This window comes from Aurantiacibacter xanthus (genome assembly GCF_003584015.1).
GTDB classification, from domain to species: Bacteria; Pseudomonadota; Alphaproteobacteria; order Sphingomonadales; family Sphingomonadaceae; genus Alteraurantiacibacter; species Alteraurantiacibacter xanthus.
Window position 1 is genome coordinate 20,768 of the sequence record NZ_QXFM01000030.1, and the last position, 25,166, is coordinate 45,933.

Consider the following 25,166-nt stretch of genomic DNA (forward strand, 5'->3'; position numbering starts at 1 on the left):
AAGCGGCCCGCTCAATCAGCTATGCTGCGGCGATCAGGCGCCGAAGGTGCGCTGCCACCACCCGCCGCGACGGGGCTGCTCTTCGGTCGTCTCGTCGCTCGCTTCGCCCTCTGCGGTGGCCGCGGGTGCATCTGCGGCAGGCTCTTCAGCTGCCGCGGGTGCGGGCGCCGGTTCGGCCGGGGCGGGAGCTGCCTCTGCCTCGGGCTTGGCCTCGCTGGCCTCTTCCGCAGCAGGCGCGGCCTCTTCGGGTGCCGGTTCGACAACCTTCTTGGCCCGTGAGCGACGCTTGGGCTTCGGAGCCTCTTCAGCCTCGGCTTCCGGCGCTACTTCAGCCTCGACCTTCTTGGCCCGCGAGCGACGCTTGGGCTTCGGCGCCTCCTCGGCAGGAGCCTCAGCTTCTGCTTCGGCTTCGACTTCGGGCTTGGGCTCGGCCTTCTTGGCACGCGAACGGCGCTTGGGCTTGGGGGCTTCTTCCTCTGCCGGGGCAACCGGTTCGGCTGCTTCGGCGGCGGGCTCCGCTGCTTCGGCTACCTCGGGTGCGGGTGCCTCCTCGGCAGGTGCGTCAGCTTCCACGGTTTCGGGCTGGGCATCCTCAGAGGACGTTTCGCCGCCCTCGGAGTCAGCTTCGTCCTCACCCTCGGCGCGATCCTCATCACGGCGACGGTTGCGGCCACGACCACCCCGGCGACGGCGGCGGCGCGGCTTTTCTTCACCGTCGTTTTCACCGTCGCTTTCACCTTCGCCAGCTTCAGCGGCATCCTCGTCAGAGCCTGCTTCGCCGTCGCTGTCAGACACTTCTCCTTCACCGTCCTCGGCGCGGCCCTTGTTGCGACCACGGCCACCCCGGCGGCGACGGCGACGCTTCGAACGGCGCTGATCGTCATCATCGTTGTCGTCGTTGTCGGCACGATCTTCGGCGTCGTCCTCGTTGCCGTCGTCTTCGTCCTCAAGGAGGTCGTCATCCTCGTCGACGATCTGTTCGAACCTGGGCGTTTCGGTGGGACGCGGGCCGGACGAGGTGACGCGCATCTTCGCGCCTTCGTCCTCGCCCTCGGGCTGGACCTCCACAGTCACACCATAGAGTTGCTCGATCTCGGCGAGATCGGCGCGCTTGGCGTTGAGCAGGTAGATCGAGGCCTCGGTCGAGGCATAGAGCGTGATCAGCGTGCCCTTGCCCTTGGCCGCCTCGTCCTCGATCAGACGCAGCGCCGACAGGCCCGCCGAGCTGGCGGTGCGGACAAGGCCGGTGCCGTCGCAGTGCGGGCACTGGCGCGTGGTCGCCTCAAGCACGCCGGTGCGCAGGCGCTGGCGGCTCATCTCCATCAGGCCGAAGCCCGAAATACGGCCGACCTGAATGCGCGCCCGGTCGTTCTTGAGCGCGTCCTTCATCGCCTTCTCGACCTTGCGCACGTTCGAGCCGTGTTCCATGTCGATGAAGTCGATCACCACCAGGCCCGCCATGTCGCGCAGGCGCAGCTGGCGCGCGATCTCGCGCGCGGCTTCGAGGTTGGTGTGGAGCGCTGTCTGCTCGATGCCGTGCTCCTTGGTGGAGCGGCCCGAGTTGATGTCGATCGAGACCAGCGCCTCGGTCGGGTTGATGATCAGATAGCCGCCCGACTTGAGCTGCACCATCGGATCGTACATCGCCGAAAGCTGGTCTTCCGCGCCATAGCGCTGGAACAGCGGCACCGGATCGGAATAGTGCTTCACCCGCCGCGCATGGCTCGGCATCAGCAGCTTCATGAAGGCGCGCGCGGCCTTGTAGCCTGCCTCGCCCTCGACCACGACCTCTTCGATCTCGCGGTTGTAGATGTCGCGGATGGCGCGCTTGATCAGGTCGCTGTCGGAATGGATCATCGACGGCGCGGACGACTTCAGCGTGTTCTCGCGGATCTCGTCCCACAGACGGGCGAGGTAGTCGAAGTCGCGCTTGATCTCGGTCTTGGTGCGCGACAGCCCGGCGGTCCGCACGATCAGGCCCATAGAACGCGGCAGCGACAGGTCGCTGACGATGCTCTTCAGGCGCTTGCGGTCCGAGCCTGAGGAAATCTTGCGGCTGATCCCGCCGCCATGGCTCGAGTTCGGCATCAGCACGCAGTAGCGGCCCGCCAGCGAGAGATAGGTGGTGAGCGCCGCACCCTTGTTGCCGCGCTCTTCCTTGACGACCTGCACCAGCAGCACCTGGCGGCGCTGGATGACGTCCTGGATCTTGTAGCGGCGACGCAGCGCCTGACGCTTGGCGCGGGCTTCGTCGATTTCCTTCGCCCGACTGCCACCGCCGCCACCGCGACGGCCATTGCCCTGACGGCGCGCACGGCCACGGCCGCGGCCACGACGCGAGCGCTGCTCGCCGTTGTCGTCCTCGCTGGTATCGTCGCCTTCTTCGTCACCGTCGGCGCCTTCGCCATCGGTTTCGCTGTCGTCGTCCTCGCCGTTTTCGACGTGGCCGTCCTCGATCGTCGCGACGTCGTCCTTCTCCGAGGTGTCGATCTCTTCGACGCCGGCCTCGCCATCGTCGTCGCCATCATCATCACCGTCGAGGTCACCGTCTTCGCCGTCTTCCTCGTCGCGCAGGGCAGCTTCTTCCTCGGCGGCGGCCTGTTCTTCGGCCAGCAGCGCGTCACGATCGGCCTGCGGGATCTGGTAATAGTCGGGATGGATTTCGCTGAAGGCGAGGAACCCGTGCCGGTTGCCGCCGAAATCGACGAACGCCGCCTGAAGACTGGGTTCTACCCGTGTGACCTTGGCGAGATAGATGTTGCCCTTGATCTGCTTGTGTTCGGCAGATTCAAAGTCGAATTCCTCAATCCGGTTTCCCTGGAGCACCGCCACCCGTGTTTCTTCCGGGTGGCGCGCATCGATAAGCATGCGCGTAGCCATTGATAAGTCTCCGGACAGCGGGGCGCGAGGAGGCTGTGCCTGCCCGGCTGCGCTGTCCCAATGTGTGAATCCCCGCCGTCAAGAGCGTATTTCCAGTGACCTGCGGGGAGGAAGGACAGATTCCACGAGCATTGCGCCCGAAAGAACCGTGATTCGTGTCTGCAGCAATGCCGAGGCGCAGCTTCGTGTTCTGCGCAAAGCCCGGTTCGCCTGCGCGGCAGCGCGGAGGCTGCGGCTTGGCGAGAGGGCTTTTGCTTGGCATTACGACATCAACCTGTAACTGCGGCGGAAAGGAGGGGGAGCCCTAGCTTTCCAGACCTTTGCCGACCAATTTGGCCGGATTGCATTTCGCTAGCATCCGGGGAAAGGCTCGGCAACCATGTTGCGCATTCTGGTCAATTTCTCTTTGCATCACGCTAGGTAAATGCTCGAATGAACAGCAACGCCGGGGGAATATTGCAGTACGGTGCCTGATCGCTTCAAGATAATGCTGATCTTCTGCGCGCCGGTTGTGGTGCTGGGCCTGATCTATCTGCTGGGAGCCAGCATCCCGGTGCCCGTGCTTGGGCGCAGCTATGTGGTGCGGATCGATCTGCCCGAAGCCGGTCAGCAGCTCGATCTGCCCGAGGTGCAGGGACCGCAGGACAAGACCCGGCCGCTGGTCGTGATCGACGCCGGACACGGCGGAGCGGACCCCGGTGCGGTGGGGCCGGGATATCAGGAAAAGCGGATCGTACTCGGCCTTGCCAAGGCGCTGCGCGACCGGCTGCTGGAGGAGGGCGGGGTGCGGGTCGCCATGACGCGCGACGACGACAGCTTCGTGGTGCTGGCAGAGCGGGTGGCCATCGCGCGCGAGCTGGGGGCGGATCTGTTTGTCTCGATCCACGCCGATAGCGCGGGCGAACAGGCCGACGTGCGCGGCGCCAGCATTTACACCCTCAGCGAAGAAGCCAATTCACAGGCCGCCGCCCGCTTCGCCCAGCGCGAGAACGGCGCCGACATCATCAACGGCCTCGACCTTTCCGGACAGGATGAGGCGGTGGAGGCAATTCTTGTCGAGCTGTCGCAGCGCCAGACCGCCAACCAGTCCGACAGCTTCGCCTCGTTGATCGTGCGCGAGGGGCAGGGGCGGCTGACCTTCCACCCGCAGCCTCGCAGAAAAGCCTCGCTGGCGGTGCTGCGCGCGCCTGACGTTCCCGCGATCCTCTATGAGGCAGGCTTTATCAGTAACCCCGAGGAAGCGCAGCGCCTGGCCTCGGCCGAAGGGCGCGAGAACTTCGCTGCTACCATGGCCAGCGCAATCCGCATTTTCCTTGCCCGCAACGCGGCGAGGCCATGAGCCTTCGCTTTCAAGCTATCGCATCCATCTGGCGCAGCACGGCAAGGCCATGCTAGAGGGCGCCGCAAATGAGTGACGAGCATACCATGGACGAGGGTTCCACCAGCTATCGCATCCGCCGCAACGCCGGGGCTGCCTTCGGACGGCTTGGCGAAGTGTGGCGCGACAACCGGCTCGTGCGGCTGGCGGGCTATGCGCTGCTGCTGGCCGTTGTGCTGGCCGCCGCCTTGTGGGCGGTGTTGGTGCGCGATCTGCCCGATGCGGAAAGCCTGCTCGACTATCGCCCGAATCTGCCCACCGTTGTGCGCGGGATGGATGGCGAGATCGTCAGCCGCTACGAGCGCGAGCGGCGCGTGGAACTGCAATACAAGGATCTGCCGCCGCAGCTCGTCAACGCCTACACTTCCGCCGAGGACAAGACATTCTGGAGCCACGGCGGCATCGACGCCGGTGGCTTCTTCAATGCTGTCATCGACTATGTCTCGAAGCTCGGCTCGGGCCAGCGCGCGGTTGGCGGCTCGACCATTACCCAGCAGGTTGCCAAGAACATCCTCGTCGGCAACGAATACTCCGTCACTCGCAAGCTGAAGGAAATGATCCTCGCCACGCGCGTGGAAAGCGTGCTGTCCAAGCGCGAGATCATTACCCTCTATCTCAATGAAATTCCGCTCGGGCGGCGCTCGTTCGGGGTGCAGGCCGCCGCGCGCGCCTATTTCAACAAGGACGTCGACGATCTCGAACTGCACGAGATGGCCTATCTCGCGATTCTGCCGCGCGCGCCGGAAGTCTATAGCCGGGCAAAGAACTTTGAGACGGCACTGGGGCGGCGCAACTGGGTGCTCCAGCAAATGCAGAAGAACGGCCACATCAGCGTGGCCGAGATGGAGGCCGCGCAGGCCAAGCCGCTCGGGATCGTCAGGAACGCAGCCAGCACCGAGACCGCCGATGCCGGCTATTTCCTCGAAGAAGTCCGCCGCGAACTGATCGAACGCTATGGCGAAGAGGCCGAAGATGGCCCCAACAGCGTCTATGGCGGCGGACTGTGGGTGCGCACCTCGCTCGACACCGAGATGCAGGACGCGGCGCGCGATGCGCTGCGCAATGCCATCCTGCGCTATGATAACAATCGCCCCTGGAAGAAGCCGATCGCCACGGTCGATCCGGGCGACGGCGACATGAAACGCCAGCTCGCCAGCTCCTACATCGGCATCAACTATCGTGATTGGCGTATTGCCGTGGTGCTGAACCGTTCCGGCGGCTCGGGCACGGTCGGCTTTGCCAATGGCGACGAAGGGCCGCTGGCGGGCGCGCTGCCCGATGCCCTGAAGGCGGGCGATATCATCGCCGTTTCGCCCGAGGGCAATGGCTGGCGCCTGCGTGCAATTCCCGAGGTTTCGGGCGGTTTCGTGGCCATGAGCCCGACCACCGGCCGGGTGATGGCAATGCAGGGCGGGTTCGATTCGCGGCTCGGCGCATTCAACCGCGCGACGCAGGCGCTGCGTCAGCCCGGCTCGACCATCAAGCCGTTCGTCTACGCCACCGGGCTCGATAACGGGATGACGCCAGCCACGCTCGTTCCCGACCGGCAGTATTGCTACTATCAGGGCGCGAACCTTGGCGAAAAATGCTTCACCAACTTTGGCGGCTCGCGCGGCGGCGGGGAATACCCGATGCGCTACGGGCTGGAGCAGTCGAAGAACCTGATGACCGTCCACATCGCAATGGATTCGGGGATGGAAAACGTCATCAAGACGTTCGAGAACGCTGGCATCGCCGACAAGGGCCAGTACGATCCCTATCCGGCCTTCGCGCTGGGCGCGGGCGACACCACCGTGCTGAAGATGGTCGCCGCCTATTCGATGATGGTGAACCACGGCAAGCTGATCCAGCCATCGCTGATCGACTATGTGCAGGATCGCAATGGCAAGGTGATCTGGCGCTCCGACGAGCGCGCCTGCAACGGTTGCAATATGGACGAGTGGGACGGCAAGCCGATGCCCCGGTTCGAGCGCATGGGCGCACAACGGATGGACCCGCGCACCGCGTTCCAGATCGTGCACATGCTCGAAGGCGTGGTCCAGCGCGGCACGGCGACCCGATTGAAGGTGCTCGACATGCCGCTGTTCGGCAAGACCGGCACCAGCTCCGGCCCGACCAATGCCTGGTTCGTCGGCGGCTCGCCTGACATTGTGGCGGGCACCTATCTCGGGTTCGACCAGCAGTCGCGCAAGCTGGGCGGCTATGTTCAGGGTGGTAACACGGCTGCGCCGATCTTCCTCGACTTCGTGAAGGCCACGCGCGACTGCTGGTCGGAACGGCCGTTCATCGCGCCCGAAGGGGTGCGGATGGTGCGGATCGACCGCCGCAGCGGGCGCAGGGTGCTCGATGGCTGGCCCGCGCAAGGCGCCGATGCGGTGATCTGGGAAGCCTTCAAGCCTGATACCGAACCACGGCGCACCGGGCGCGACGGCGATACCATTGCCGCGATGCGCGACCTGATCCTGACCCAGTTGCGCAGGCGCGAGCAGGGCATCAGTGCCAATCAGGGCCGAGCATCCCAGGATGCGCCAGGCAACTTTGCCGAGGATCAGGGCGGCATCTACTAAGACGCCGTCCGCATCCCCATATTCTTGCACCCCTTTCCTCGGGCGCGCGGCTGCGCTAGTCGCCGCGCTTCATTTTAGCGGAGACCAATGCCATGCGTGCCGAAGGGCAGGCCCATATCGACCGGATCGAAGCCGCACTGGCGCTGGTCAAGAAGTCGCTCGACTGGGACGCGGCGCTGCGTCGGCTCGACGAGCTGGAAGCGCGCGTGCAGGACCCGAACCTGTGGAACGATCCCAAGCTCGCGCAGGCTGTCAGCCGCGAGCACAAGAACCTCAAGGACGCGGTCGAGACCGTGAACGAGATCGCGGGCGAGATGTCCGACGCGGTCGAGTTCATCGAGATGGGCGAGGCCGAGGGCGACGACGAGGTGGTGGCCGACGGCATGGCCACGCTCGCCTCGCTGGCCGAGCGGGCCGACCGCGACAAGGTCAAGGCGCTGCTCTCGGGCGAGGCCGACGGCAACGATACCTATATCGAAATCCACTCGGGCGCGGGCGGGACCGAAAGCTGCGACTGGGCCGAGATGCTGTTCCGCATGTATTATCGCTGGGCCGAGAAGCGCGGCTTCAAGGTCGAGGTGGTGGAATATCAGGCGGGCGATCAGGCGGGCATCAAGTCGGCCACGCTGCTGATCAAGGGCGAGAACGCCTATGGCTATGCCAAGACCGAAAGCGGCGTGCACCGGCTCGTCCGCATCAGCCCCTACGACAGTTCGGCGCGCCGCCACACCAGCTTTTCCAGCGCCTGGGTCTATCCGGTGATCGACGACAATATCGAGATTACCGTCAACGATTCCGACCTCAAGGTCGACACCTACCGCGCCTCGGGCTCGGGCGGCCAGCACGTCAACACGACCGACTCTGCGGTCCGTATCACGCATATTCCGTCCGGCATTGTGGTCGCCTGTCAGGCAGACCGTAATCAGCTCAAGAACCGTGTCACCGCGATGAACATGCTGAAGGCTCGGCTCTATGAGCGCGAGATGGCTGAACGCGAAGCCGCCGCCGCCAGCGAGTACGAGGAAAAGACCGAGATCGGCTGGGGCCGCCAGATCCGCTCCTATGTCCTCCAGCCATACCAGATGGTGAAGGACCTGCGCACCGGCGTCACCAGCCCCACGCCTGACGATGTGCTCGACGGCGACATCGACGATTTCATCGCCGCTGCCCTCGCGCTCAAAGTGACGGGCGAGGCGGTCGAAGTGGATGACGTCGACTAGGTTCGCGCGCGATGGTGGCTCCTCCGGCTTGCGGCCTTTGCGTTCCGCGCTCACGCGGGGTAGAGGCGCGTGCCATGTCGGCGCTGCGTTCCATGCTTGCTTTTGCCGTTTTTGCGCTGCTCGCGGCGTGCCAGCAGCCGCAAGAGGATGAAGCGCGCGGAGCGCAGGCTTTCCCCAAGGCTGACCGGCCCGTTTCCGGCGGCGGGGCCACCTCGTTTTCGAACGAAGAGGCACGCGACCGACGCCAGGAAGCCGATACGGTGATGGACCTTGCGGGAATCGAACCGGGCATGACCGTGGCCGATGTCGGCGCGGGCGAGGGCTATTACACCGTGCGCCTTGCTGCCCGCGTCGGCGAGAATGGGCGCGTCCTTGCCAGCGACATCAACGAGGATGCGCTGCGCCGCCTCGGCAGCCGGGTCGAACGCGACCGGCTAGACAATGTTTCGATCAAGCCCGGCTTGCCCGACGATCCACGTCTGCCGGTCAACAGCTTCGACCGGATCCTGCTCGTACACATGTATCACGAGGTGGAGGAGCCTTATGCCTTTCTCTGGCATCTGCGCCCGGCGCTGCGTGAGAATGGACATGTCGTGGTGGTCGATGTCGACCGCCCCGCCGACGAGCACGGGATAAGTCCGCAATTGCTGTTTTGCGAATTTGCCCGCGTGGGCTATCGGCTGACCGAATTTGTCCGCAAGCCGGAAATCGCCGGCTATTACGCAGAGTTCGAAGCGGCAGGCGAGCGGCCCGAGCCGGGTGAGATCAAGCCTTGTGTTCAGGCAGATGAGAAAGATGGTTCCATCGCCAACTGATCGGCGGTGGTAGGGGAAGTAAATGACGTTCAAGGGTTTGAAGCCGATTATCTATGGTGGCCGCGAGGTGTGGCCGCTGGTGGAAGGTGGCAAGGGCGTTTCCGCCACCAACCACGCCAGCTCCGGTGCATGGGCCGCCGCGGGCGGTATCGGCACGGTCAGTGCAGTTAATGCCGACAGCTACGATGCCGAGGGCAAGATCGTGCCCCAGGTTTACGAGCAGCTCACCCGCAAGGAGCGGCACGAGCAGCTGATCCGCTACGCCATCGACGGCGCGGTGGAGCAGGTGAAGCGCGCCCACGATATTGCCGGCGGCAAAGGTGCGATCAACATCAACGTGCTGTGGGAAATGGGCGGGGCGCAGCCCGTGCTCGAAGGCGTGCTCGAACGCACCAAGGGCCTCGTCACCGGCGTGACCTGCGGCGCGGGCATGCCCTATCGCCTGTCCGAGATCGCACAGCGTTATAACGTCCACTATCTGCCCATCGTCAGCTCGGGCCGGGCGTTCCGGGCGCTGTGGAAGCGTGCCTATCACAAGGTTTCGCACCTCTTGGCTGCGGTGGTCTATGAAGATCCGTGGCTGGCGGGCGGTCACAACGGCCTCTCCAACGCCGAGGACCCGAAGAAGCCGCAAGATCCCTATCCGCGCGTGGCCGAGCTGCGGGCGATGATGCGCAAGGAAGGCGTGCCCGAAAGCGTGCCGATCGTGATGGCCGGCGGCGTCTGGTATCTGCGCGAGTGGAACGACTGGATCGACAACGACGAGCTGGGCCCGATCGCGTTCCAGTTCGGCACCCGCCCGCTGCTGACCGAGGAAAGCCCGATCCCGCAGGGTTGGAAAGACGCTTTGCGCACGATCCAGCCCGGCGATGTGGAGTTGCACCGCTTCAGCCCCACCGGCTTCTATTCGAGCGCGGTGCGCAATCCGTTCCTGCTTGACCTGATGGCCCGGTCGGAGCGGCAGATTCCCTACAGCCGTGTTTCGGCGGGCGAACACACCGTCCAGCTCGATGTTGGCGTGAAGGGCAAGAACTTCTGGGTCACCCCCAAGGATCTGGAGCGCGCACGCGGCTGGGCCGCCGCCGGTTACACCACCGCACTGAAGACGCCCGACGACACCGTCGTCTTCGTCACCCCGGAAAGCCGCGAGACGATCCGCAAGGACCAGGCCGACTGCATGGGCTGCCTGTCGCATTGCGGGTTCTCGAGCTGGAAGGACCACGACGACTACACCACCGGTCGCCTTGCCGATCCGCGCAGCTTCTGCATCCAGAAGACCTTGCAGGAAATCGCCCACGGTGCTCCGGTTGAGGAGAACCTGATGTTCGCCGGCCACGCGGCCTACCGCTTTGCGCAAGACCCGTTCTATTCGAACAACTTCACCCCCACGGTGAAGCAGCTGGTCGACCGCATCCTGACCGGGGACTGATCTGGGCGAGAAGGCCCACCCGCCACCCTTGCGCAATACGTTGCGCGAGGGTCTCGCAGTGCCGGCTTTGCTCGCCAACCCGTTTCGACCGCCGCGCAAGGGCAAGCGGATCGGGGAGGGGCGGGCGGTGCTGGTCATTCCTGGCCTTGCCACGGGCGACATCTCCACGCTGCTGATGCGCCGCACCCTGCGCGCCCGCGGCTTCTCGCCGAGCGGATGGCGGCTCGGGATCAACCACGGCGCTGATCTCGCCAAGCTCGCCCGGCTCGAAGCGCGCATTGCCGCACTGCACAGCCAGACGCGCCGCAAGGTGGTGGTGATCGGGTGGAGCCTTGGCGGGCTCTATGCCCGCATTCTCGGCCAGCGAGTGCCCGAGCATATCGCCTCGGTCATCACGGTGGGCAGCCCGTTTTCGGGTGGAAGGCGCGACAATGCCGGGTGGCGTTATTACGAACTGATCAACGATCACAAGGTCGACAACCCGCCGTTCGCCGAGGATTTCAGCCGGAAGCCCCCGGTGCCGACCGTGGCCATATGGTCCGCCATCGACGGGATCGTCGCCGCACATTCGGCATGCGGGCGCGACGACGAGAGCGATCTGCGCCTTGAGGTCAAGGCCCAGCATTTCGCGCTCGGCACCTCGCGGCGGGCAATCGAACAGGTCATTGATGCGATTGCCATGGCCGACACGCTCGGCTGAGCTTGCCGCTCGGCGCTGTTGCGGCTAGGGCGCGTGCCAATCTCTTTGAAATCGGAAGCAGACCCATGAAGATCAGCGGCGTGGACATCCGTCCCGGCAACATCATCGAATACGAAAAGGGCATCTGGAAGGTCGCCAAGATCCAGCATACCCAGCCCGGCAAGGGCGGTGCCTATATGCAGGTCGAGATGAAGAACCTCATCGATGGCCGCAAGACCAACGTCCGCTTCCGCAGCGCCGACACGGTCGAAAAGGTGCGTCTCGACACCAAGGACTACCAGTTCCTCTACGAAGACGGCGACATGCTGGTGTTCATGGACACCGACACCTTCGAGCAGATCAACCTGCCTTCGGACCTGCTGGGCGATGCCCGCCCGTTCCTTCAGGACGGCATGCAGGTTTCGCTCGAACTGTGGGAAGAGCGCCCGATCTCGGTCGAACTTCCGAGCCAGATCGAAGCCACCATCGTCGAGGCCGACGCCGTGGTGAAGGGCCAGACCGCTTCGTCGAGCTACAAGCCCGCCGTGCTCGACAACGGCGTGCGCATCCTCGTGCCGCCGCACATCGAAAGCGGCACCCGGATTGTGGTTGATGTTTACGAACAGAGCTACGTCGGCAAGGCTGGCTGACCCTTCGAGACGCTCAGACTGCGTCTTCGCTCCTCAGGACGAACGGGGGTGGAGACGAAACGTTTTCTCCGTTCGTCCTGAGGAGGGTGAAGCCGCAGGCAGAACCCGTCTCGAAGGACAGGCACACCAGGTAACATGGCAGCAATTTCAGGCCTCATACGCGTGATGGAGAAGGCCGCCCGCAAGGCGGGTGCCCGTCTGCGTCGCGACTTTGGCGAAATCGAGAACCTGCAGGTCAGCCGCAAGGGCCCGGCCGACTTCGTTTCCAAGGCAGACGAAGCCTCCGAGCGCATCCTGTGGGACGAGCTGAAGGCCGCGCGCCCCGGTTGGGGCTTCCTGCTCGAAGAGGGCGGCGAGATCGAGGCGGAGCCGGGCCAACCGCGCTTCATCATCGACCCGCTCGACGGCACCAGCAACTTCCTCCACGGCCTGCCGCATTTCGCGATCTCGATCGCGGTGCAGGAGCGTAAGCTCGGCTCGGACGAGTGGGGCGAGGTAACCGCCGGTGTCATCTATCAGCCGATCACCGACGAGACCTTCTGGGCCGAGAAGACGCGCGGTGCCTGGCTGCACGATGCGCGGCTGCGCGTCTCGGGACGCAGACACCTCAGCGAGGCGCTGATCGCCACCGGCACGCCTTATCAGGGCCATGGCAACTTCTCGGAATGGACGCGCATCTTCGGCCATGTCGGCCCGAATGTGGCGGGCATCCGTCGCTATGGCGCGGCTTCGCTCGATCTCGCATGGGTGGCAGCGGGCCGGTTCGACGGGTTCTGGGAAAGCGACCTTTCGGCATGGGATACCGCCGCAGGCTGTCTGCTGATCCGCGAAGCGGGCGGTTTCGTCTCCGATTATCGCGGCCGCAGCCTCACCATATGCGACAAGCAGGTGATCGCCGGCAACGACCAGATGCACTCGCGTCTCCACAAGCTGGTGACCGAAGCGCTCAAGGCATAGCTTGTCAGTTCGCGCAGCGGGCTGTATCGGCCCTTGCGCTGGCGATGCCTCCGTGGCGGAATTGGTAGACGCGCTCGACTCAAAATCGAGTTTCTTCGGAAGTGCCGGTTCGAGTCCGGCCGGAGGTACCAGGCATCAGAAGGGGCGCTTACGGCGCCCCTTTTTCTTTGTCTGCGCATAAACCGTTATGCGGTGTTTTGCTTCACCTGCCAGCAAGGCTGCGATAGAGGCAGGCAATGCTTGAAATGCCATCCTACCATGCGCTCGCGGCCATGGTGCTGACCGTCGTCGTGTTCTACCTGTTCGCGCGGGGGAAGATGTCGACCGAGATCGTCTCGCTCGGCACCATCGCGGTGATTGCGGTCGGGCTCTATTTCTATCCCTTGCCCAACGCTCAGCCCACCGACGGGCTGGCGCTCGCCTTCGCGGGGTTCGGGCACTATGCCCTGATAACGATCTGCGCGCTGATGATCCTGGGACGGGGGCTGGTGGTGACCGGCGCGCTCGATCCGGTATCACGCGTGCTGGAGAGGGTGTGGAAGGTCAACACCCAGCTCGGTCTGTTCGTGTCGCTGGCGATCGCCGCCGGGCTTTCCATGATTATCAACGATACCCCGGTGGTGGTGCTGTTGCTGCCGATCTTTGTCGCGCTTGCCCAGCGCGGGGCAATGCCTGCTTCCAAGACGCTGATCCCGATCAACGCGGCCGTGCTGATCGGCGGCATGGCAACCACCATCGGCACCTCGACCAACCTGCTGGTGGTCAGCATCGCGGTCGATCTCGGCATGCCGCAGATGAGCGTGTTCCATTACACCCCCATCGTGCTGGCGGCGGCGCTCGTCGCGTTTCCCTATCTGTGGCTGGTGATGCCGCGCCTGCTGCCCGACAACTCGCCCGACAAGAACCATAACGAGCGCCGCTTCTTCGCCAAGCTGCGCGTGACCGAACTGAGCGGACTGGTGGGCAAGCACTTCGACGAGATCGTCGATACGCTGCCCGAAGATTTTCGCTTTGAAGAGCGGCCCACTGGCCCCTTTCAGGCCGGGCAGCGGATGACGATCTCCGGCACGCACTCGGGGCTGGAACATGCGATGCGGCTGCTGCGCGGTCCGGTCGCCCCGGCCTGGGTGGTCGACCGCATCCGTAGCGAAGGAAAGGCGCGCGACGAGGATATCGAAGTCGTCGAGATGATCGTCACCGGCGATAGCCGACTGGTCGGCCGCACGCTGGCGAGCAGCAATATCGCCGATCATTATGGCGTCGCTGTGCTCGGCATTCACCGTCCGGCCAGACCGCTGGCTGAGGAACCAAGCCCCGTCGATGCCGACCTGCGTCTGGCCGAAGGCGACGTGCTGCTGGTGATGGGCCTTGGCGACGGACTGGAAGCCTTCACCGTTGGCGACGGGCTGCTGCGCCTTGAAGGCGCGCGGGAAATGCCGCGTCGGTCGAAAGCCGTGATTGCGGGCGTGATCATGTTCGGCTCGGTGGTCTTTGCTTCGGTGGGGCTGGTGCCGATTGCCATTTCGGCGCTGGCCGGGGCGATCCTGATGTTCGTGACCGGATGCGTGAAATTCGATCGCGTGGGCCGGGCGCTCTCGGGCAAGGTGATCGTGCTGGTCGCCGCCAGCATCGCCATCGGGCGCATCGTGCTCGATAGCGGCGCGGCGATGTGGCTGGGCGAGGCGCTTGCACTCGGCCTGCAACACCTGCCACCGGCAGGCGTGGTCGCAGCCATCATGCTGTTCGTGACCGTGCTCACCAACTTCGCCTCGAACGCCACGGCGGCCACCGTGGGCACGCCGATTGCGTTCAATCTGGCGACCCAGCTCGGCATGCCGCAGGAGCCGCTGGTGCTGGCCGTGCTGTTCGGCTGCAACCTGTGTTATGCCACCCCCATCGCCTATCAGACCAACATGCTGATCATGGCTGAGGGCCGCTATTCCTTCGCCGACTATCTGCGCACGGGTGTGCCGCTGGTGCTGATCATGGTGACCACACTGAGCATTCTGCTGGCGATAACCTACGGGATGTAAGTCTGCCCGCACTCAAGCGCGGACCAGCCTTGGCACTGTGCGACCTGCATGCTTCGCGGCGTTGGTTCGCGTCCGTCACCGTGGCGAAATGTCTGGGTGCTTTTTGCTGGAGCAGGCAGCCTGCTGGCCTTTGCCGCCGCAGATGCATCCTGCGGACGGCTCCTGAATTACTATACGCTGTCTATAGAGGCACATACCTAAGACATATGTTGGTCGGAAGGCTTGCGGACCGGTAGGTGTAAAGTTTACCGACAATTTATCCTTCCCGGCTAACGCCCGACGACCGGGCGCAATTCCGGCAGCAAGCGGCAGGAACCATGATCCGACTCTTCAAACACTACATTCCGCATGCTGTGTTGCTGCTGGGTCTGCTTGACTTTGTGTTGCTGTTGCTGGCCGCCAATTTCGCCTGGACCTTCCGTGCTACGCAGATCGCCATCGAACCCGGCCCCCTTGGCGAACGCATCCTTCCGCTGACCGCCTTCGCGCTGACCACGCTCGCCGCGATGATCGCGGTGGGGGTCTATGGCGCAGATGCGCTGCGCTCGATGCGGTTCGCCTGCGCGCGGCTGCTGGTTGCGGTGAGCCTCGCCATTCTGGCGCTGGCGCTGATCGACTTCGTGCTGCCGGGGCACACCTTCTGGCGCTCGACGCTGCTCTATTCGATGGGCATTTCCATCGCCCTGCTGGTGATCAACCGTCTTCTGGTGGGCGGGTTGCTGGGCACGGCGGCCTTCCGGCGGCGGGTGCTGGTGCTTGGCGCAGGCCCGCGCGCGCAGCGGCTGCTTCAACTCAGCGAGCGGCCCGGCAGCGGGTTCGCCATTGTCGGCTATATCGCCATGAGTGAGCAGCAAACCATTCAGATCCCCGAGGCCATCGCCCGCTCGGCCATTCACGATCTGGCCAAGTTCGTCAGCAATCTGGGCGTCACCGAAGTGGTGCTTGCGCTGGAAGAGCGGCGCAATGCCCTGCCGCTGAAGGATCTGCTGCGGATCAAGACCGCGGGTGTCCACGTCAACGACTTCTCCAGCTTTCTCGAACGCGAGACGGGGCGGGTCGATCTCGATACGCTCAACCCGAGCTGGCTGATCTTCTCCGACGGCTTTTCCTCGAGCCGCATGTTCTCCAGCATCGCCAAGCGTGCGTTCGACATTGTCGCCAGCCTCCTGCTGCTGGTGCTGGCGCTGCCGCTGATCCTGTTTTTCGCGCTGCTGGTGAAGCTCGATTCGAAAGGTCCGGCCTTCTTCCGGCAGGAACGGGTGGGGCTTTACGGCCAGAAGTTCGTGCTGGTGAAGCTGCGCTCGATGCGCACCGATGCCGAGAAGGACGGCGCCAAGTGGGCCGACAAGGACGATCCGCGCATCACCCGCGTCGGCAATCTGATCCGCAAGATCCGGGTCGATGAACTGCCGCAGGTGTGGACAGTCCTCAAAGGAGAGATGAGCTTCGTCGGCCCGCGCCCCGAGGTGCCCAAGTTCGTCGAGGAACTGGACGCGGCTCTCCCCTATTATGCCGAGCGGCACATGGTGAAGCCGGGCATCACGGGCTGGGCGCAGATCAACTATCCCTATGGCGCATCGGTCGAGGATGCACGCGCCAAGCTCGAATACGACCTCTATTATGCGAAGAACTACACGCCCTTCCTCGACCTGCTGATCCTGTTGCAGACGCTGCGGGTGGTGCTCTGGCATGAGGGCGCGCGTTGATGGGGCCGGTGTGGTTCCTGTTTGTCTACTTTGTGTTCGTGGCCGCCGCCTCGAGCGCGGCAGTCCTGGCCTTGTGGCTGATCTCCAGCGAGCGCGCGAAGAGCCCGGCCAGGACGGCCACCGCAGCAGCGCTCGGCGTTTCGAGCGCCTGGGGCTTTTGCGCGATCGGCTTCGGCTATCTCGCCACGCCGACGGTCTTTCTCCTCTCGGCCACCTATTTTGCCTGGCTCTGGCTGCTCTACCGGCTGTTCGGCCACGATGAGCGCGACAAGAGCCTTGCCCCGATCCGGCCCGTCGTGGCCGCGCTGGCGCTGGTGGAACTGCTGCATCTGTCGACGCTGCTGGCGCTGTCCAATCACATGGGCGATTCTGCGCCCGCTCAGTTGATCGCGCACTTTGCCGTCATCTTCCGCCTGCTGTTTTGTGTGGGTGCCCTGGTGCTGGTGCACAACCTCTATGCCGGGGCCGAGCAACTGTCGCGCCAGTCGCTGCGCTGGCCCGCTGCCGCGATGGGCGCGATCTGGCTTTACGATCTCAACTTCTACACCATCGCCTATCTGCTGAACGGGCTGCCCGAGATGCTCGCCCAATTGCGCGGTGCGGCGCTGCTGGTGGCGGTGATCGTTCTTGCGGTCGGCTCGTTCCGCAGCGAGTCGGAGCTGAAATTCCGCCCTTCGCGCAGCTTTGCCTTCCAGTCGTTCTCACTGCTGGTGATCGGCACCTATCTGGTGGTGATGGTGGTGGTGGCCCAGGCCATTTCCTATGCGGGGAACGCCTATGCGCCGGCGATGCAGGCCGGCTTCATGCTGGCCGCCAGTGCCGTGGCGCTGGCGGTGCTGCCGTCGCCCAAGCTGCGCCGCTGGCTGAGGGTGATGATCTCCAAGCATCTGTTCCAGCACCGCTACGACTATCGCACCGAATGGCTGCGCTTTACCGATACCATCGGCCGCGCCGGACCGCAGGCACCCCCGCTGCCGCAGCGCATCGTGCAGGCCGTGGCCGACGTGACCGACAGCCCCGCAGGGCTTCTGCTGACCCCGCTCGATGAGGGCGGGCTGGCGCTGGCGGCGCGCTGGCAATGGAGCGCTATCGAGGTGCCGGGCGTGGCCGTTTGCTGCGAGGGCGCGCGCTTCTTCGAGGAAAGCCAGTTCATCCTCGACCTTGACGACCTGCGTGCCGGGCGCGAACAGGAAATCCCGCCTGCCGCCTATCCCGCATGGTTGCTGGAAGACGAACGCGCCTGGGCGGTGGTCCCGCTGGTCCATTACGAGCGGCTTGTCGGGCTTGTCGTGCTGGCCCGCCCGCCGCTGGCGCGTCAGCTTGACTGGGAGGACTTCGATCTGCTGCGCGTGGTGGGCCGCCAGCTCGCCAGCTACCTTGCCGAACATGCCACGCAGGATGCGCTGGGCGAGGCGCAGCGGTTCGACGAGTTCAACCGCCGGATCGCCTTCGTGATGCACGACATCAAGAACCTCGCCAGCCAACTTTCGCTGCTGGCGCGCAATGCCGAACTGCACGCCGACAAGCCCGCCTTTCGCGCGGACATGCTGCTGACGCTGCGAAACTCGACCGACAAGTTGCAAGGGCTGCTTGACCGCCTTGGCCGCTATGGCTCCCATTCCGGCAACGCTCGCGAGCAGGTCGATCTGGCCGCGATGGTCCGCTCGGTCGCCGCGCAATACAGCACCAGGCACGAGGTGCGCGCGAAGGAACATGCCGCCTGCTATGTCGCGGCCAATGCCGAAGCGCTCGAACAGGCGCTGGTCCATCTGGTGCAGAACGCGATCGAGGCAAGCGCGCCGACATCGCCGGTATTGCTCGATCTGCGCATCGAGGGTGACACCGCGATCATGGAAGTTGCTGATACGGGTGTTGGCATGAGTGCCGAATTTATCCGCACGCATCTGTTCAAGCCGTTCCATTCCTCCAAGCCCGGCGGGTTCGGGATCGGTGCCTTCGAGGCGCGCGAGATGATCCGCGCCATGGGCGGACGGCTCGATGTCGAATCGCGTGAGGGGCAGGGGACACGGTTTCTGGTGCGCCTGCCGAACAGTGGAAGTGCCGCCGTGCGGCGCGATATCAACGATCAAAACGCCGAGGTGGCATAATGAGTGATCCGAAACCGACCCTGCTGATCGTCGAGGATGACGAGGGGCTGCAGGCGCAGCTCAAGTGGTCGTATGACGATTTCGAGGTGGTGATCGCGGGCGACCGTGAAAGCGCGCTGACTGCATTGCGTTCCTATGCGCCGCCGGTGGTCACGCTCGACCTAGGCCTGCCGCCCGATCCCGATGGCACCAGCGAGGGTTTTGCCGTGCTCGATGCGATCATGGCGCTGAAGCCCGATACCAAGGTGATCGTCGCCTCGGGCCACGGCGCGCGCGAGAGCGCCTTGCAGGCCATCGACCGCGGGGCTTACGATTTCTACCAGAAACCGGTCGATATCGACCAACTCGGCCTGATCGTGCGCCGCGCGCTGAACCTGCACCGGATCGAGCGCGAGAACCGCGCGCTGGCCGAAAAGGTCGGCGAGGAAAAGACCGTGCTGGGCCGCATGATCACCGCCGCGCCCGAGATGGTGAAGGTCGCGCGCACCATCGAGCGGGTGGCGAACACCAATGTCTCGGTGATGCTGCTGGGAGCGAGCGGGACGGGCAAGGAGCTGCTCGCCAAGGGCCTGCACGATGCCAGCAACCGCCGCGAGGGGGCGTTTATCGCCATCAACTGCGCGGCGATCCCGGAAAACCTGCTGGAAAGCGAACTGTTCGGCCACGAAAAGGGCGCCTTTACCGGCGCGGTGAAAACCACCGAGGGCAAGATCGAACTCGCCGATGGCGGCACGCTGTTCCTCGACGAAGTGGGCGACATTCCGCTGCCGTTGCAGGTCAAGCTGCTGCGCTTCCTGCAAGAACGCACCATCGAGCGTATCGGCGGTCGCAAGGCGATCAGTGTCGACACCCGGATCGTCTGCGCGACCCATCAAAACCTCGACAGCATGATCGCTGCGGGCTCGTTTCGCGAGGATCTGTTCTATCGCCTCGCCGAGGTGGTCATCAAAATCCCCAGCCTCGCCGAACGGCCTGGCGATGCGGTGTTATTGGCCAAGGCTTTCCTCAAGCGGTTCGCGAAGGAAATGAACCCCGCCGTCACCGGCTTTTCCGCCGATGCGTTGGCCGCCATCGACAGCTGGGGCTGGCCGGGCAACGTGCGCGAGCTGGAGAACCGGGTGAAACGCGCGGTCATCATGGCTGACGGCAAGCTGGTCGGGGCCGAGGATCTCGATCTCACTGCGGGCGAGGAAGAGGCGGGCGAGATGCTCAACCTCAAGTGCGCGCGCGAACAGTCGGACCGCAAGATGATTCGCCATGCGCTGGCGCGCAGCGAAGGTAATATCTCGAACACCGCCAAGCTGCTGGGGATCAGCCGTCCGACGCTTTACGACTTGCTCAAGCAGTACGACCTGCAGGGGTGACGCAGGGCTAGGCGGCCTCCGTTACGCCCCGCTTCTTCTGCCGGATCGACCACCACAGCGAGAGCCCGATCAGCGTCGCACCGATCAGGCCGGTGATCGTCTCGGGGATATGAAACCGGGCCGAGGCGAGCATGATTCCGCCCAACGCGATAATCGCCCAGAAGGCCCCGTGTTCGAGGAACTCATACTCGGCCAGCGTGCCCTTCTTCACGAGGTGGATCGTCATTGCACGCACGAAGAATGCACCAATCGACAGGCCAAGCGCGATGATCACCATGTTGTTCGACAGCGCGAAGGCCCCGATCACCCCGTCGAAGCTGAAGCTGGCGTCAAGAATGTTCAGATAGATGAACCCGCCGAGGCCAGAGCGCACCATGGCCCCCGCCGCGCGGCGCAGTTCGTCCTTGTATTCGAGCCACTTCGAAATGCCCTCAACGGCAATGAAGGTGACGATCCCGAGCATCCCGGCCACCAGGAAACTCAGCGCATCGGCGTCATTCAGCAGCAGCGAGATGAAGAACATCGTCAGCAGCAGCAGGCCGACCTCGATGGCAGGCACCCGCGCAAAGCTCGACAGCCAGCGCTCCAGCGTGCGGATCCAGTGGACCTCCTTCTCGGCATCGAAAAAGAACTTCGAGCCAACCAGCGCGAGGAACGCTCCGCCAAATCCGGCAATGGCGACATGGGCGGAACTGACGATCCGCTCATATTCCTGCGGGTTGCTCAGCGACAGGTTAAGCGCCTGCACCGGCCCGATCCCCGCCGCGATGGCGACGATCGCGAGCGGAAACACCATGCGCATTCCGAACACGGCAAAGGCGATACCCCAGGTGAGGAACCGCCGCTGCCAGACGTCGTCCATCTCCTTCAGCACCGAGGCGTTGACCACCGCGTTATCGAAGCTGAGCGAAATCTCCAGCACCGACAGCACCACGATGATCCACAGCACACCGGCGACACCGGCGATGGTGCCCGTGCTGTCCCAGCCATACCATGCCCCCAGCACGAGGCAGATGATGGCGAAGATCAGCGATCCGCGATAAAACTGGAACAAGCTGGGGGCCTTTATTTGGGCTGGTAGGTTTGTTCGGGGCCGGGGAAGCTGCGCTCGCGCACTTCGGCGGCGTAGGTCTCGGCGGTGCGGCTGATCAGGCCGGCCATGTCTTCATAGCGTTTCACAAAGCGGGGCACGCGCTCGAACATGCCGAGCATGTCTTCCGTGACCAGCACCTGCCCGTCGCACCTGGCAGAGGCGCCGATGCCGATGGTGATGCAGCTCACCGCCTCGGTCACGGCAATGGCAATCGGCTCGACCACGCCTTCGACCACGATGGCAAAGGCCCCCGCATCGCACAGAGCCTTGGCATCGCTGACAATCTTGTCAGCTTCGGCGTCCGAGCGCCCGCGCGCGCCATAGCCGCCGAGCACGTTCACCGCCTGCGGGGTGAGCCCGACGTGGCCCACCACCGGAATGCCGCGCTTGACGAGGAAGGCCACGGTCTCGGCCATGGCCTCCCCGCCTTCGAGCTTCACGGCAGCGGCGTTGCTCGCCTTGAGCAGCATGGCGGCGGCATCGAATGCCGCTTCTGGCGAGGCTTCATAGGAGCCGAAAGGCATATCGACCACCACCACCGAATGGTACGATCCGCGCACGACAGCGGCGGCATGGTTGGCCATCATGTCAAGCGTGACGGGGATGGTGGAAGGCAAGCCGTAGATCACCTGCCCCAGCGAGTCCCCCACCAGCAGCATATCGCAATGCGGATCGAGCAGCTGCGCCTGTCGCGCGGTGTAGGCGGTGAGCATGACGACGGGTTCGGCAGTGACACCATCGACCTTGCGCGCGCGGATCGCAGGTACCGTCAGCCGTTTCATCGGCGCGGGCGTGGGATTGGCACGGCTGGTGGAGGTGTCGAGCGTGAAGCTGGTAGACATGGTGTGCTTCTAGCCTTGAGATTCCGTCACAACAAGTCGTCCGCGCCTCCGATTTTGCCGGATTGTGGGGAACTGCGGCAAATCCCGAATTCCGGCTTGCCATGGGCGAGACTTATATTAGCTTCAAATGCTTACAAAGGCCCGGACGGGGCGGGCCTCCTAATTCGGGATAGCGTCTGCCATGCTTCTGGATCGCATCAAGCCTCTCGACGCAATCCTGGCGACAGCCAACAAGAAATCACTGAATCGCACACTTGGCGCCTTCCAGCTGACCTTGTTCGGGATCGGTGCGGTAATCGGCACCGGTATCTTCGTGCTAACTTCGGCGGGCGCGCAGAAGGCTGGGCCCGGCCTGATGCTGGCCTTCGCCATCGCCGGGGCGGTCTGTATCGTGGCCGCGCTCTGCTATGCCGAAATTGCCGCGATGATCCCGGTCGCGGGAAGCGCCTATACCTATTCCTACGCGTCGATGGGTGAGTTTCTGGCCTGGACGGTGGGCTGGGCGCTGATCATGGAATATGCCATCGCCGCCTCGGCGGTGTCGGTGGGCTGGTCAGGGTATTTTTCCGGCACCTTCCTCAATGAGATTCTCGGAGTCAGCCTGCCACCGGCGCTATCCGCCGGGCCGCTGGCGCTGGGCGGCGCGCCGGGCGGGGTGATCAACCTGCCTGCCCTTATCATCGCCCTGCTGATTACCGGCCTGCTCGTGATCGGCACCAGTGAGAGCGCCAAGCTCAATGCCATTCTGGTTTCCATCAAGGTGATCGCGCTGACTGCTTTCGTGGCGCTCACATTCACCAGCCCCGAGTTCTCGACCGATAAGTTCAACCCCTTCCTGCCCGCGGGCATCTTCGGGGGCTGGGGCACGGGTGTCGGTGCAGTGGGGGCGGCTGCCACGATCTTCTTTGCCTATGTCGGCTTCGATGCCGTCTCCACCGCTGCCGAGGAAACCAAGAACCCGCAGCGGAACGTGCCGATCGGCCTCGTTGGCTCGCTGTTGTTCTGTACCGTGTTCTATATCGTGGTGGCTGCGGGTGCGGTCGGCACGATTGGCGGGCAACCGATCATGGGGCCGGGCGGTGTGCCGTTCCCGGCCGGTTCCGAAGAGCTGGCGCGCCAGTGCGCGATGCCCGAACATGCCGGTGCGCTGGTCTGCTCGAACGAGGCGCTGGCGCATGTGCTGCGCGAAATCGGCTTTTCCGGCATCGGCAATACGCTGGGTATTGCAGCCTTCCTCGCCTTGCCGTCGGTGATCCTGGTGCTGATCTTCGGTCAGACCCGCATTTTCTTCGTGATGGCCCGCGATGGCCTGCTGCCCGAGAAGCTGAGTTCAGTCCATCCCAAGTACAAGACCCCGCACGTGGTGACTTTGCTCACCGGCGGCGTGGTCGCGATTGCGGCAGCTTTCTTTCCGGTCGGCAAGCTGGCCGACATTTCCAATGCCGGCACGCTCTATGCGTTCATGATGGTCGCGATTGCGGTGATGGTGCTGCGCAGACGCGATCCGCAGCGGCAGCGTTCGTTCAGGGTGCCAGCGGTTTGGATCATCGCTCCGCTAACCGTACTGGGCACTATATTCCTGTTTCTCAATCTGCCGACCGAGGCGATGCTGTTCCTGCCCGGATGGGGCTTTCTCGGCATCGTGATTTATCTGAGCTATGGCCGTCGCCACAGCCATCTCGGTCGCGGAGTGGTGGAAGTGGTCGACGATATTGGCGGCCTGGAGCATGATTTCCCGATCGATACCCCGGCAAGCAAGCCAGATCGCTGAACAAGGTACGGGCCGCCGCAAGAGGGGCAAGGGCGGCCCGGCCCAACGCGATTACAACATGGTTTCGGTGTGTTCCTGCTTCGCTTCGTCGAGCATGTCGAAGCCGAACAACATGCGCGCCGTGTCGAGGAAGCCGAGGTCGGAATTCCAGATTTCGGCCTGGCCCAGATCCATCCGCAGCAGGATCAGCTCGGGATCCTGCTTGCCCTGCGGATACCAGGCTTCGACCGGCTTGCCCCAGAACTGATCTAGCCGTTCGCGGCTAGGCTCTTCGCTGAGAACGCCGCTGAAACGGGCGAACATCTCATGTCCCTTGCCCGCGAAAGTCGCGGTAACAGCACCGCCCCTGGCAAGGGCAGACGACCGGCGACCGAAGAACCAGATCGCGTGGTTGGCGTCCTTATCGAGCTGCGCGGTCATAGGCACGGCGGTGCCGGGTTCGCTATCCTGCTGGAGGAAAACGAAGGGGCTGTCATCGAGGGCCTTCCAGAACTTGTGCTTGAGCGCTTCGGTGTCGGTCATGAACATTCTCCTTTGTTTACCAACGGCGTGTCGGCCTTGCGGTTCCGCTCTTGTCATGGACTGGCGATGAGAACATAATAAGAACAAAGGAGTCGAATCATGGAGCTGGCCTCGCTGCCACGGGCGATGGAACTGGTGCATGCGGGCGCGCGCAACCCGCGCTGGCATCCCGGTGCCGCCCCGGCGCTGCATAGCGAAATCTTTGTCGCGTCGAGCGATGGTGGCGGTATGGGCGCGCTGCTGGCGCTGACAGGCGCGGCCCTGCGTCAGCGCGAGCGGAGCCGGGTGGAGCAGCGCCCGCTGCTGTGGGTGCAGGACAAGGCGGCGATCCGGCTGAGCGGGCGGCCCTATCCTCCCGGCCTGCCGCAAGGCTTGCGCCACCGGGTGATCCACGTTGCGGCAGAGAGTGCCAAAGATGCGCTGTTCGCCCTGGAGGAAGGTGTGCGCTGCCGCGATCTGGCCTGCGTAATCGGCGAGATCACGGGCAACCCCAAAGAGATGGACTTCACCGCCTCGCGCCGACTGACCCTGGCGGCGGAGCGGCATGGCGTGCCGCTGTTCGTGCTCCGGCATGATGCGCGGCCCGATCTTGGGTCGGCGCGGATGCGCTGGCGGGTGCGCTCGGCTCCGTCGATGCCGCCACTGTGGGATCGCGGCGCCCCCGGCCATCCGAGCTGGCATGCCGAACTGTTCCGTGCCCGCGGGCACGCTCCGGGAGAATGGACCTTGCGCGATGATGGACACGCCCTTGGCGCCGAAGGCGTCTCCACGCCGGATCATGGCGATCTGGTGCCCGACGCTGGCGCTCGATCGCTGGCGACAGGCTGAACACTGCTCTCCCGGAGAAGGGGCCGACGCCGCGCCCCTGGTGCTGACCGCGGATACAGCCCATGGCCCTCGTATCACGGCGGCGAACGCAGCGGCGCTGGCCGAGGGCGCCGCACCGGGCATGATGCTGGCCGATGCGCGCACCCTGTGCCCGAGGCTCGCCCTGCGTGCGGCCGACCCGGCTGGCGATCTCGCCTTTCTCGAACGCTTCGCCTTGTGGGCGCAGCGCTGGGGACCGTGGAGCGCACTCGATGCGCCCGATGGCGTGCTGGTCGATGTGTCGGCGGTGGCGCACCTGTTCGGCGGCGAGGGGGCCTTGCTGGC

General features: G+C 64.4%; 19 protein-coding genes and 1 tRNA gene. 16 read left to right on the plus strand and 4 right to left on the minus strand.

What is annotated here, in order from left to right; translation table 11 throughout:
• Positions 1 to 33: 33 nt before the first annotated feature.
• Entirely contained in the window at positions 34 to 2,880 is a 2,847-nt protein-coding gene (locus D2V17_RS03785) for an Rne/Rng family ribonuclease (protein WP_119591803.1), read from the minus strand.
• A 487-nt stretch (positions 2,881 to 3,367) separates the two neighbouring features.
• Here D2V17_RS03785 and D2V17_RS03790 point away from each other — a divergent pair, with 487 nt between their 5' ends.
• From D2V17_RS03790 to prsR, 13 genes are all read left to right on the plus strand, one after another.
• The gene (locus D2V17_RS03790; RefSeq protein WP_191229068.1) at positions 3,368 to 4,219 is read left to right on the plus strand and encodes an N-acetylmuramoyl-L-alanine amidase family protein; all 852 of its coding nucleotides are present in this window, start codon (positions 3,368 to 3,370) and stop codon (positions 4,217 to 4,219) included.
• Positions 4,220 to 4,287: 68 nt separating this feature from the next.
• Positions 4,288 to 6,825, plus strand: a complete 2,538-nt coding sequence (locus D2V17_RS03795) for a penicillin-binding protein 1A (protein ID WP_119591805.1) — start codon at positions 4,288 to 4,290, stop codon at positions 6,823 to 6,825.
• A gap of 92 nt (positions 6,826 to 6,917) precedes the next feature.
• Positions 6,918 to 8,045, plus strand: coding sequence for a peptide chain release factor 2 (gene prfB, locus D2V17_RS03800; protein ID WP_119591806.1), 1,128 nt, complete (start codon positions 6,918 to 6,920; stop codon positions 8,043 to 8,045).
• A 74-nt stretch (positions 8,046 to 8,119) separates the two neighbouring features.
• Positions 8,120 to 8,860, plus strand: coding sequence for a class I SAM-dependent methyltransferase (locus D2V17_RS03805; RefSeq protein ID WP_119591807.1), 741 nt, complete (start codon positions 8,120 to 8,122; stop codon positions 8,858 to 8,860).
• Between the two features lie 22 nt (positions 8,861 to 8,882).
• Positions 8,883 to 10,289: an NAD(P)H-dependent flavin oxidoreductase gene (locus D2V17_RS03810; RefSeq protein ID WP_119591808.1), complete on the plus strand. Its 1,407-nt coding sequence runs from the start codon at positions 8,883 to 8,885 to the stop codon at positions 10,287 to 10,289.
• Positions 10,290 to 10,347: 58 nt separating this feature from the next.
• Positions 10,348 to 10,989, plus strand: a complete 642-nt coding sequence (locus tag D2V17_RS03815; protein ID WP_191229066.1) for an esterase/lipase family protein — start codon at positions 10,348 to 10,350, stop codon at positions 10,987 to 10,989.
• 65 nt (positions 10,990 to 11,054) lie between these two features.
• Entirely contained in the window at positions 11,055 to 11,618 is a 564-nt protein-coding gene (gene efp / locus D2V17_RS03820; RefSeq protein WP_119591810.1) for an elongation factor P, read from the plus strand.
• 135 nt (positions 11,619 to 11,753) lie between these two features.
• Positions 11,754 to 12,575, plus strand: coding sequence for an inositol monophosphatase family protein (locus D2V17_RS03825; protein ID WP_119591811.1), 822 nt, complete (start codon positions 11,754 to 11,756; stop codon positions 12,573 to 12,575).
• 46 nt (positions 12,576 to 12,621) lie between these two features.
• Positions 12,622 to 12,706, plus strand: a tRNA-Leu gene (locus D2V17_RS03830).
• Between the two features lie 114 nt (positions 12,707 to 12,820).
• A complete protein-coding gene (locus tag D2V17_RS03835) occupies positions 12,821 to 14,608 on the plus strand; it encodes an SLC13 family permease (RefSeq protein WP_342767829.1) in 1,788 nt (595 codons plus the stop codon).
• 317 nt (positions 14,609 to 14,925) lie between these two features.
• Positions 14,926 to 16,314, plus strand: coding sequence for a TIGR03013 family XrtA/PEP-CTERM system glycosyltransferase (locus tag D2V17_RS03840; protein WP_119591813.1), 1,389 nt, complete (start codon positions 14,926 to 14,928; stop codon positions 16,312 to 16,314).
• Positions 16,314 to 18,422, plus strand: coding sequence for an XrtA/PEP-CTERM system histidine kinase PrsK (prsK, locus tag D2V17_RS03845; protein ID WP_119591814.1), 2,109 nt, complete (start codon positions 16,314 to 16,316; stop codon positions 18,420 to 18,422). The genes D2V17_RS03840 and prsK overlap by 1 nt, the downstream gene beginning before the upstream one ends.
• A complete protein-coding gene (prsR, locus tag D2V17_RS03850) occupies positions 18,422 to 19,786 on the plus strand; it encodes a PEP-CTERM-box response regulator transcription factor (protein ID WP_119591815.1) in 1,365 nt (454 codons plus the stop codon). Before prsK ends, prsR begins: the two co-directional genes overlap by 1 nt.
• 7 nt (positions 19,787 to 19,793) lie before the next feature.
• On the opposite strand, the gene D2V17_RS03855 is transcribed toward prsR, so the two are convergent.
• Together D2V17_RS03855 and panB are read right to left on the minus strand one after the other, a co-directional pair.
• Positions 19,794 to 20,840 (minus strand): DUF475 domain-containing protein, encoded by a 1,047-nt coding sequence (locus D2V17_RS03855; RefSeq protein ID WP_119591816.1) that lies wholly within the window; start codon positions 20,838 to 20,840, stop codon positions 19,794 to 19,796.
• An 11-nt stretch (positions 20,841 to 20,851) separates the two neighbouring features.
• A complete protein-coding gene (panB, locus tag D2V17_RS03860; protein ID WP_119591817.1) occupies positions 20,852 to 21,721 on the minus strand; it encodes a 3-methyl-2-oxobutanoate hydroxymethyltransferase in 870 nt (289 codons plus the stop codon).
• Positions 21,722 to 21,902: 181 nt separating this feature from the next.
• On the opposite strand from panB, the gene D2V17_RS03865 reads away from it, so the two are divergent.
• Positions 21,903 to 23,492 (plus strand): amino acid permease, encoded by a 1,590-nt coding sequence (locus D2V17_RS03865; protein ID WP_119591818.1) that lies wholly within the window; start codon positions 21,903 to 21,905, stop codon positions 23,490 to 23,492.
• A 51-nt stretch (positions 23,493 to 23,543) separates the two neighbouring features.
• Here D2V17_RS03865 and D2V17_RS03870 read toward each other — a convergent pair whose 3' ends face one another.
• Entirely contained in the window at positions 23,544 to 24,014 is a 471-nt protein-coding gene (locus tag D2V17_RS03870; protein ID WP_245978506.1) for a pyridoxamine 5'-phosphate oxidase family protein, read from the minus strand.
• A gap of 99 nt (positions 24,015 to 24,113) precedes the next feature.
• Between D2V17_RS03870 and D2V17_RS21195 the strand changes: the two genes are divergently transcribed.
• Both D2V17_RS21195 and D2V17_RS03880 read left to right on the plus strand, forming a co-directional pair.
• Positions 24,114 to 24,842: an ImuA family protein gene (locus D2V17_RS21195; RefSeq protein ID WP_191229067.1), complete on the plus strand. Its 729-nt coding sequence runs from the start codon at positions 24,114 to 24,116 to the stop codon at positions 24,840 to 24,842.
• Positions 24,793 to 25,166 (plus strand): DNA polymerase Y subunit UmuC family protein (locus tag D2V17_RS03880; RefSeq protein WP_483949903.1); only part of this gene is annotated, 374 nt, incomplete at its 3' end. The genes D2V17_RS21195 and D2V17_RS03880, both read left to right, overlap by 50 nt.

Bases quoted from the DNA above. Each gene is read 5' to 3' on its own strand.
- D2V17_RS03870 (WP_245978506.1), bottom strand. From the start codon at position 24,014: ATGACCGACACCGAAGCGCTCAAGCACAAGTTCTGGAAGGCCCTCGAT.
- efp (WP_119591810.1), top strand. From the start codon at position 11,055: ATGAAGATCAGCGGCGTGGACATCCGTCCCGGCAACATCATCGAATAC.
- prfB (WP_119591806.1), top strand. From the start codon at position 6,918: ATGCGTGCCGAAGGGCAGGCCCATATCGACCGGATCGAAGCCGCACTG.
- prsK (WP_119591814.1), top strand. From the start codon at position 16,314: ATGGGGCCGGTGTGGTTCCTGTTTGTCTACTTTGTGTTCGTGGCCGCC.
- D2V17_RS03785 (WP_119591803.1), bottom strand. From the start codon at position 2,880: ATGGCTACGCGCATGCTTATCGATGCGCGCCACCCGGAAGAAACACGG.
- D2V17_RS03810 (WP_119591808.1), top strand. From the start codon at position 8,883: ATGACGTTCAAGGGTTTGAAGCCGATTATCTATGGTGGCCGCGAGGTG.
- D2V17_RS03805 (WP_119591807.1), top strand. From the start codon at position 8,120: ATGTCGGCGCTGCGTTCCATGCTTGCTTTTGCCGTTTTTGCGCTGCTC.
- prsR (WP_119591815.1), top strand. From the start codon at position 18,422: ATGAGTGATCCGAAACCGACCCTGCTGATCGTCGAGGATGACGAGGGG.
- panB (WP_119591817.1), bottom strand. From the start codon at position 21,721: ATGTCTACCAGCTTCACGCTCGACACCTCCACCAGCCGTGCCAATCCC.
- D2V17_RS03795 (WP_119591805.1), top strand. From the start codon at position 4,288: ATGAGTGACGAGCATACCATGGACGAGGGTTCCACCAGCTATCGCATC.
- D2V17_RS21195 (WP_191229067.1), top strand. From the start codon at position 24,114: ATGGAGCTGGCCTCGCTGCCACGGGCGATGGAACTGGTGCATGCGGGC.
- D2V17_RS03835 (WP_342767829.1), top strand. From the start codon at position 12,821: ATGCCATCCTACCATGCGCTCGCGGCCATGGTGCTGACCGTCGTCGTG.
- D2V17_RS03790 (WP_191229068.1), top strand. From the start codon at position 3,368: ATGCTGATCTTCTGCGCGCCGGTTGTGGTGCTGGGCCTGATCTATCTG.
- D2V17_RS03840 (WP_119591813.1), top strand. From the start codon at position 14,926: ATGATCCGACTCTTCAAACACTACATTCCGCATGCTGTGTTGCTGCTG.
- D2V17_RS03825 (WP_119591811.1), top strand. From the start codon at position 11,754: ATGGCAGCAATTTCAGGCCTCATACGCGTGATGGAGAAGGCCGCCCGC.
- D2V17_RS03865 (WP_119591818.1), top strand. From the start codon at position 21,903: ATGCTTCTGGATCGCATCAAGCCTCTCGACGCAATCCTGGCGACAGCC.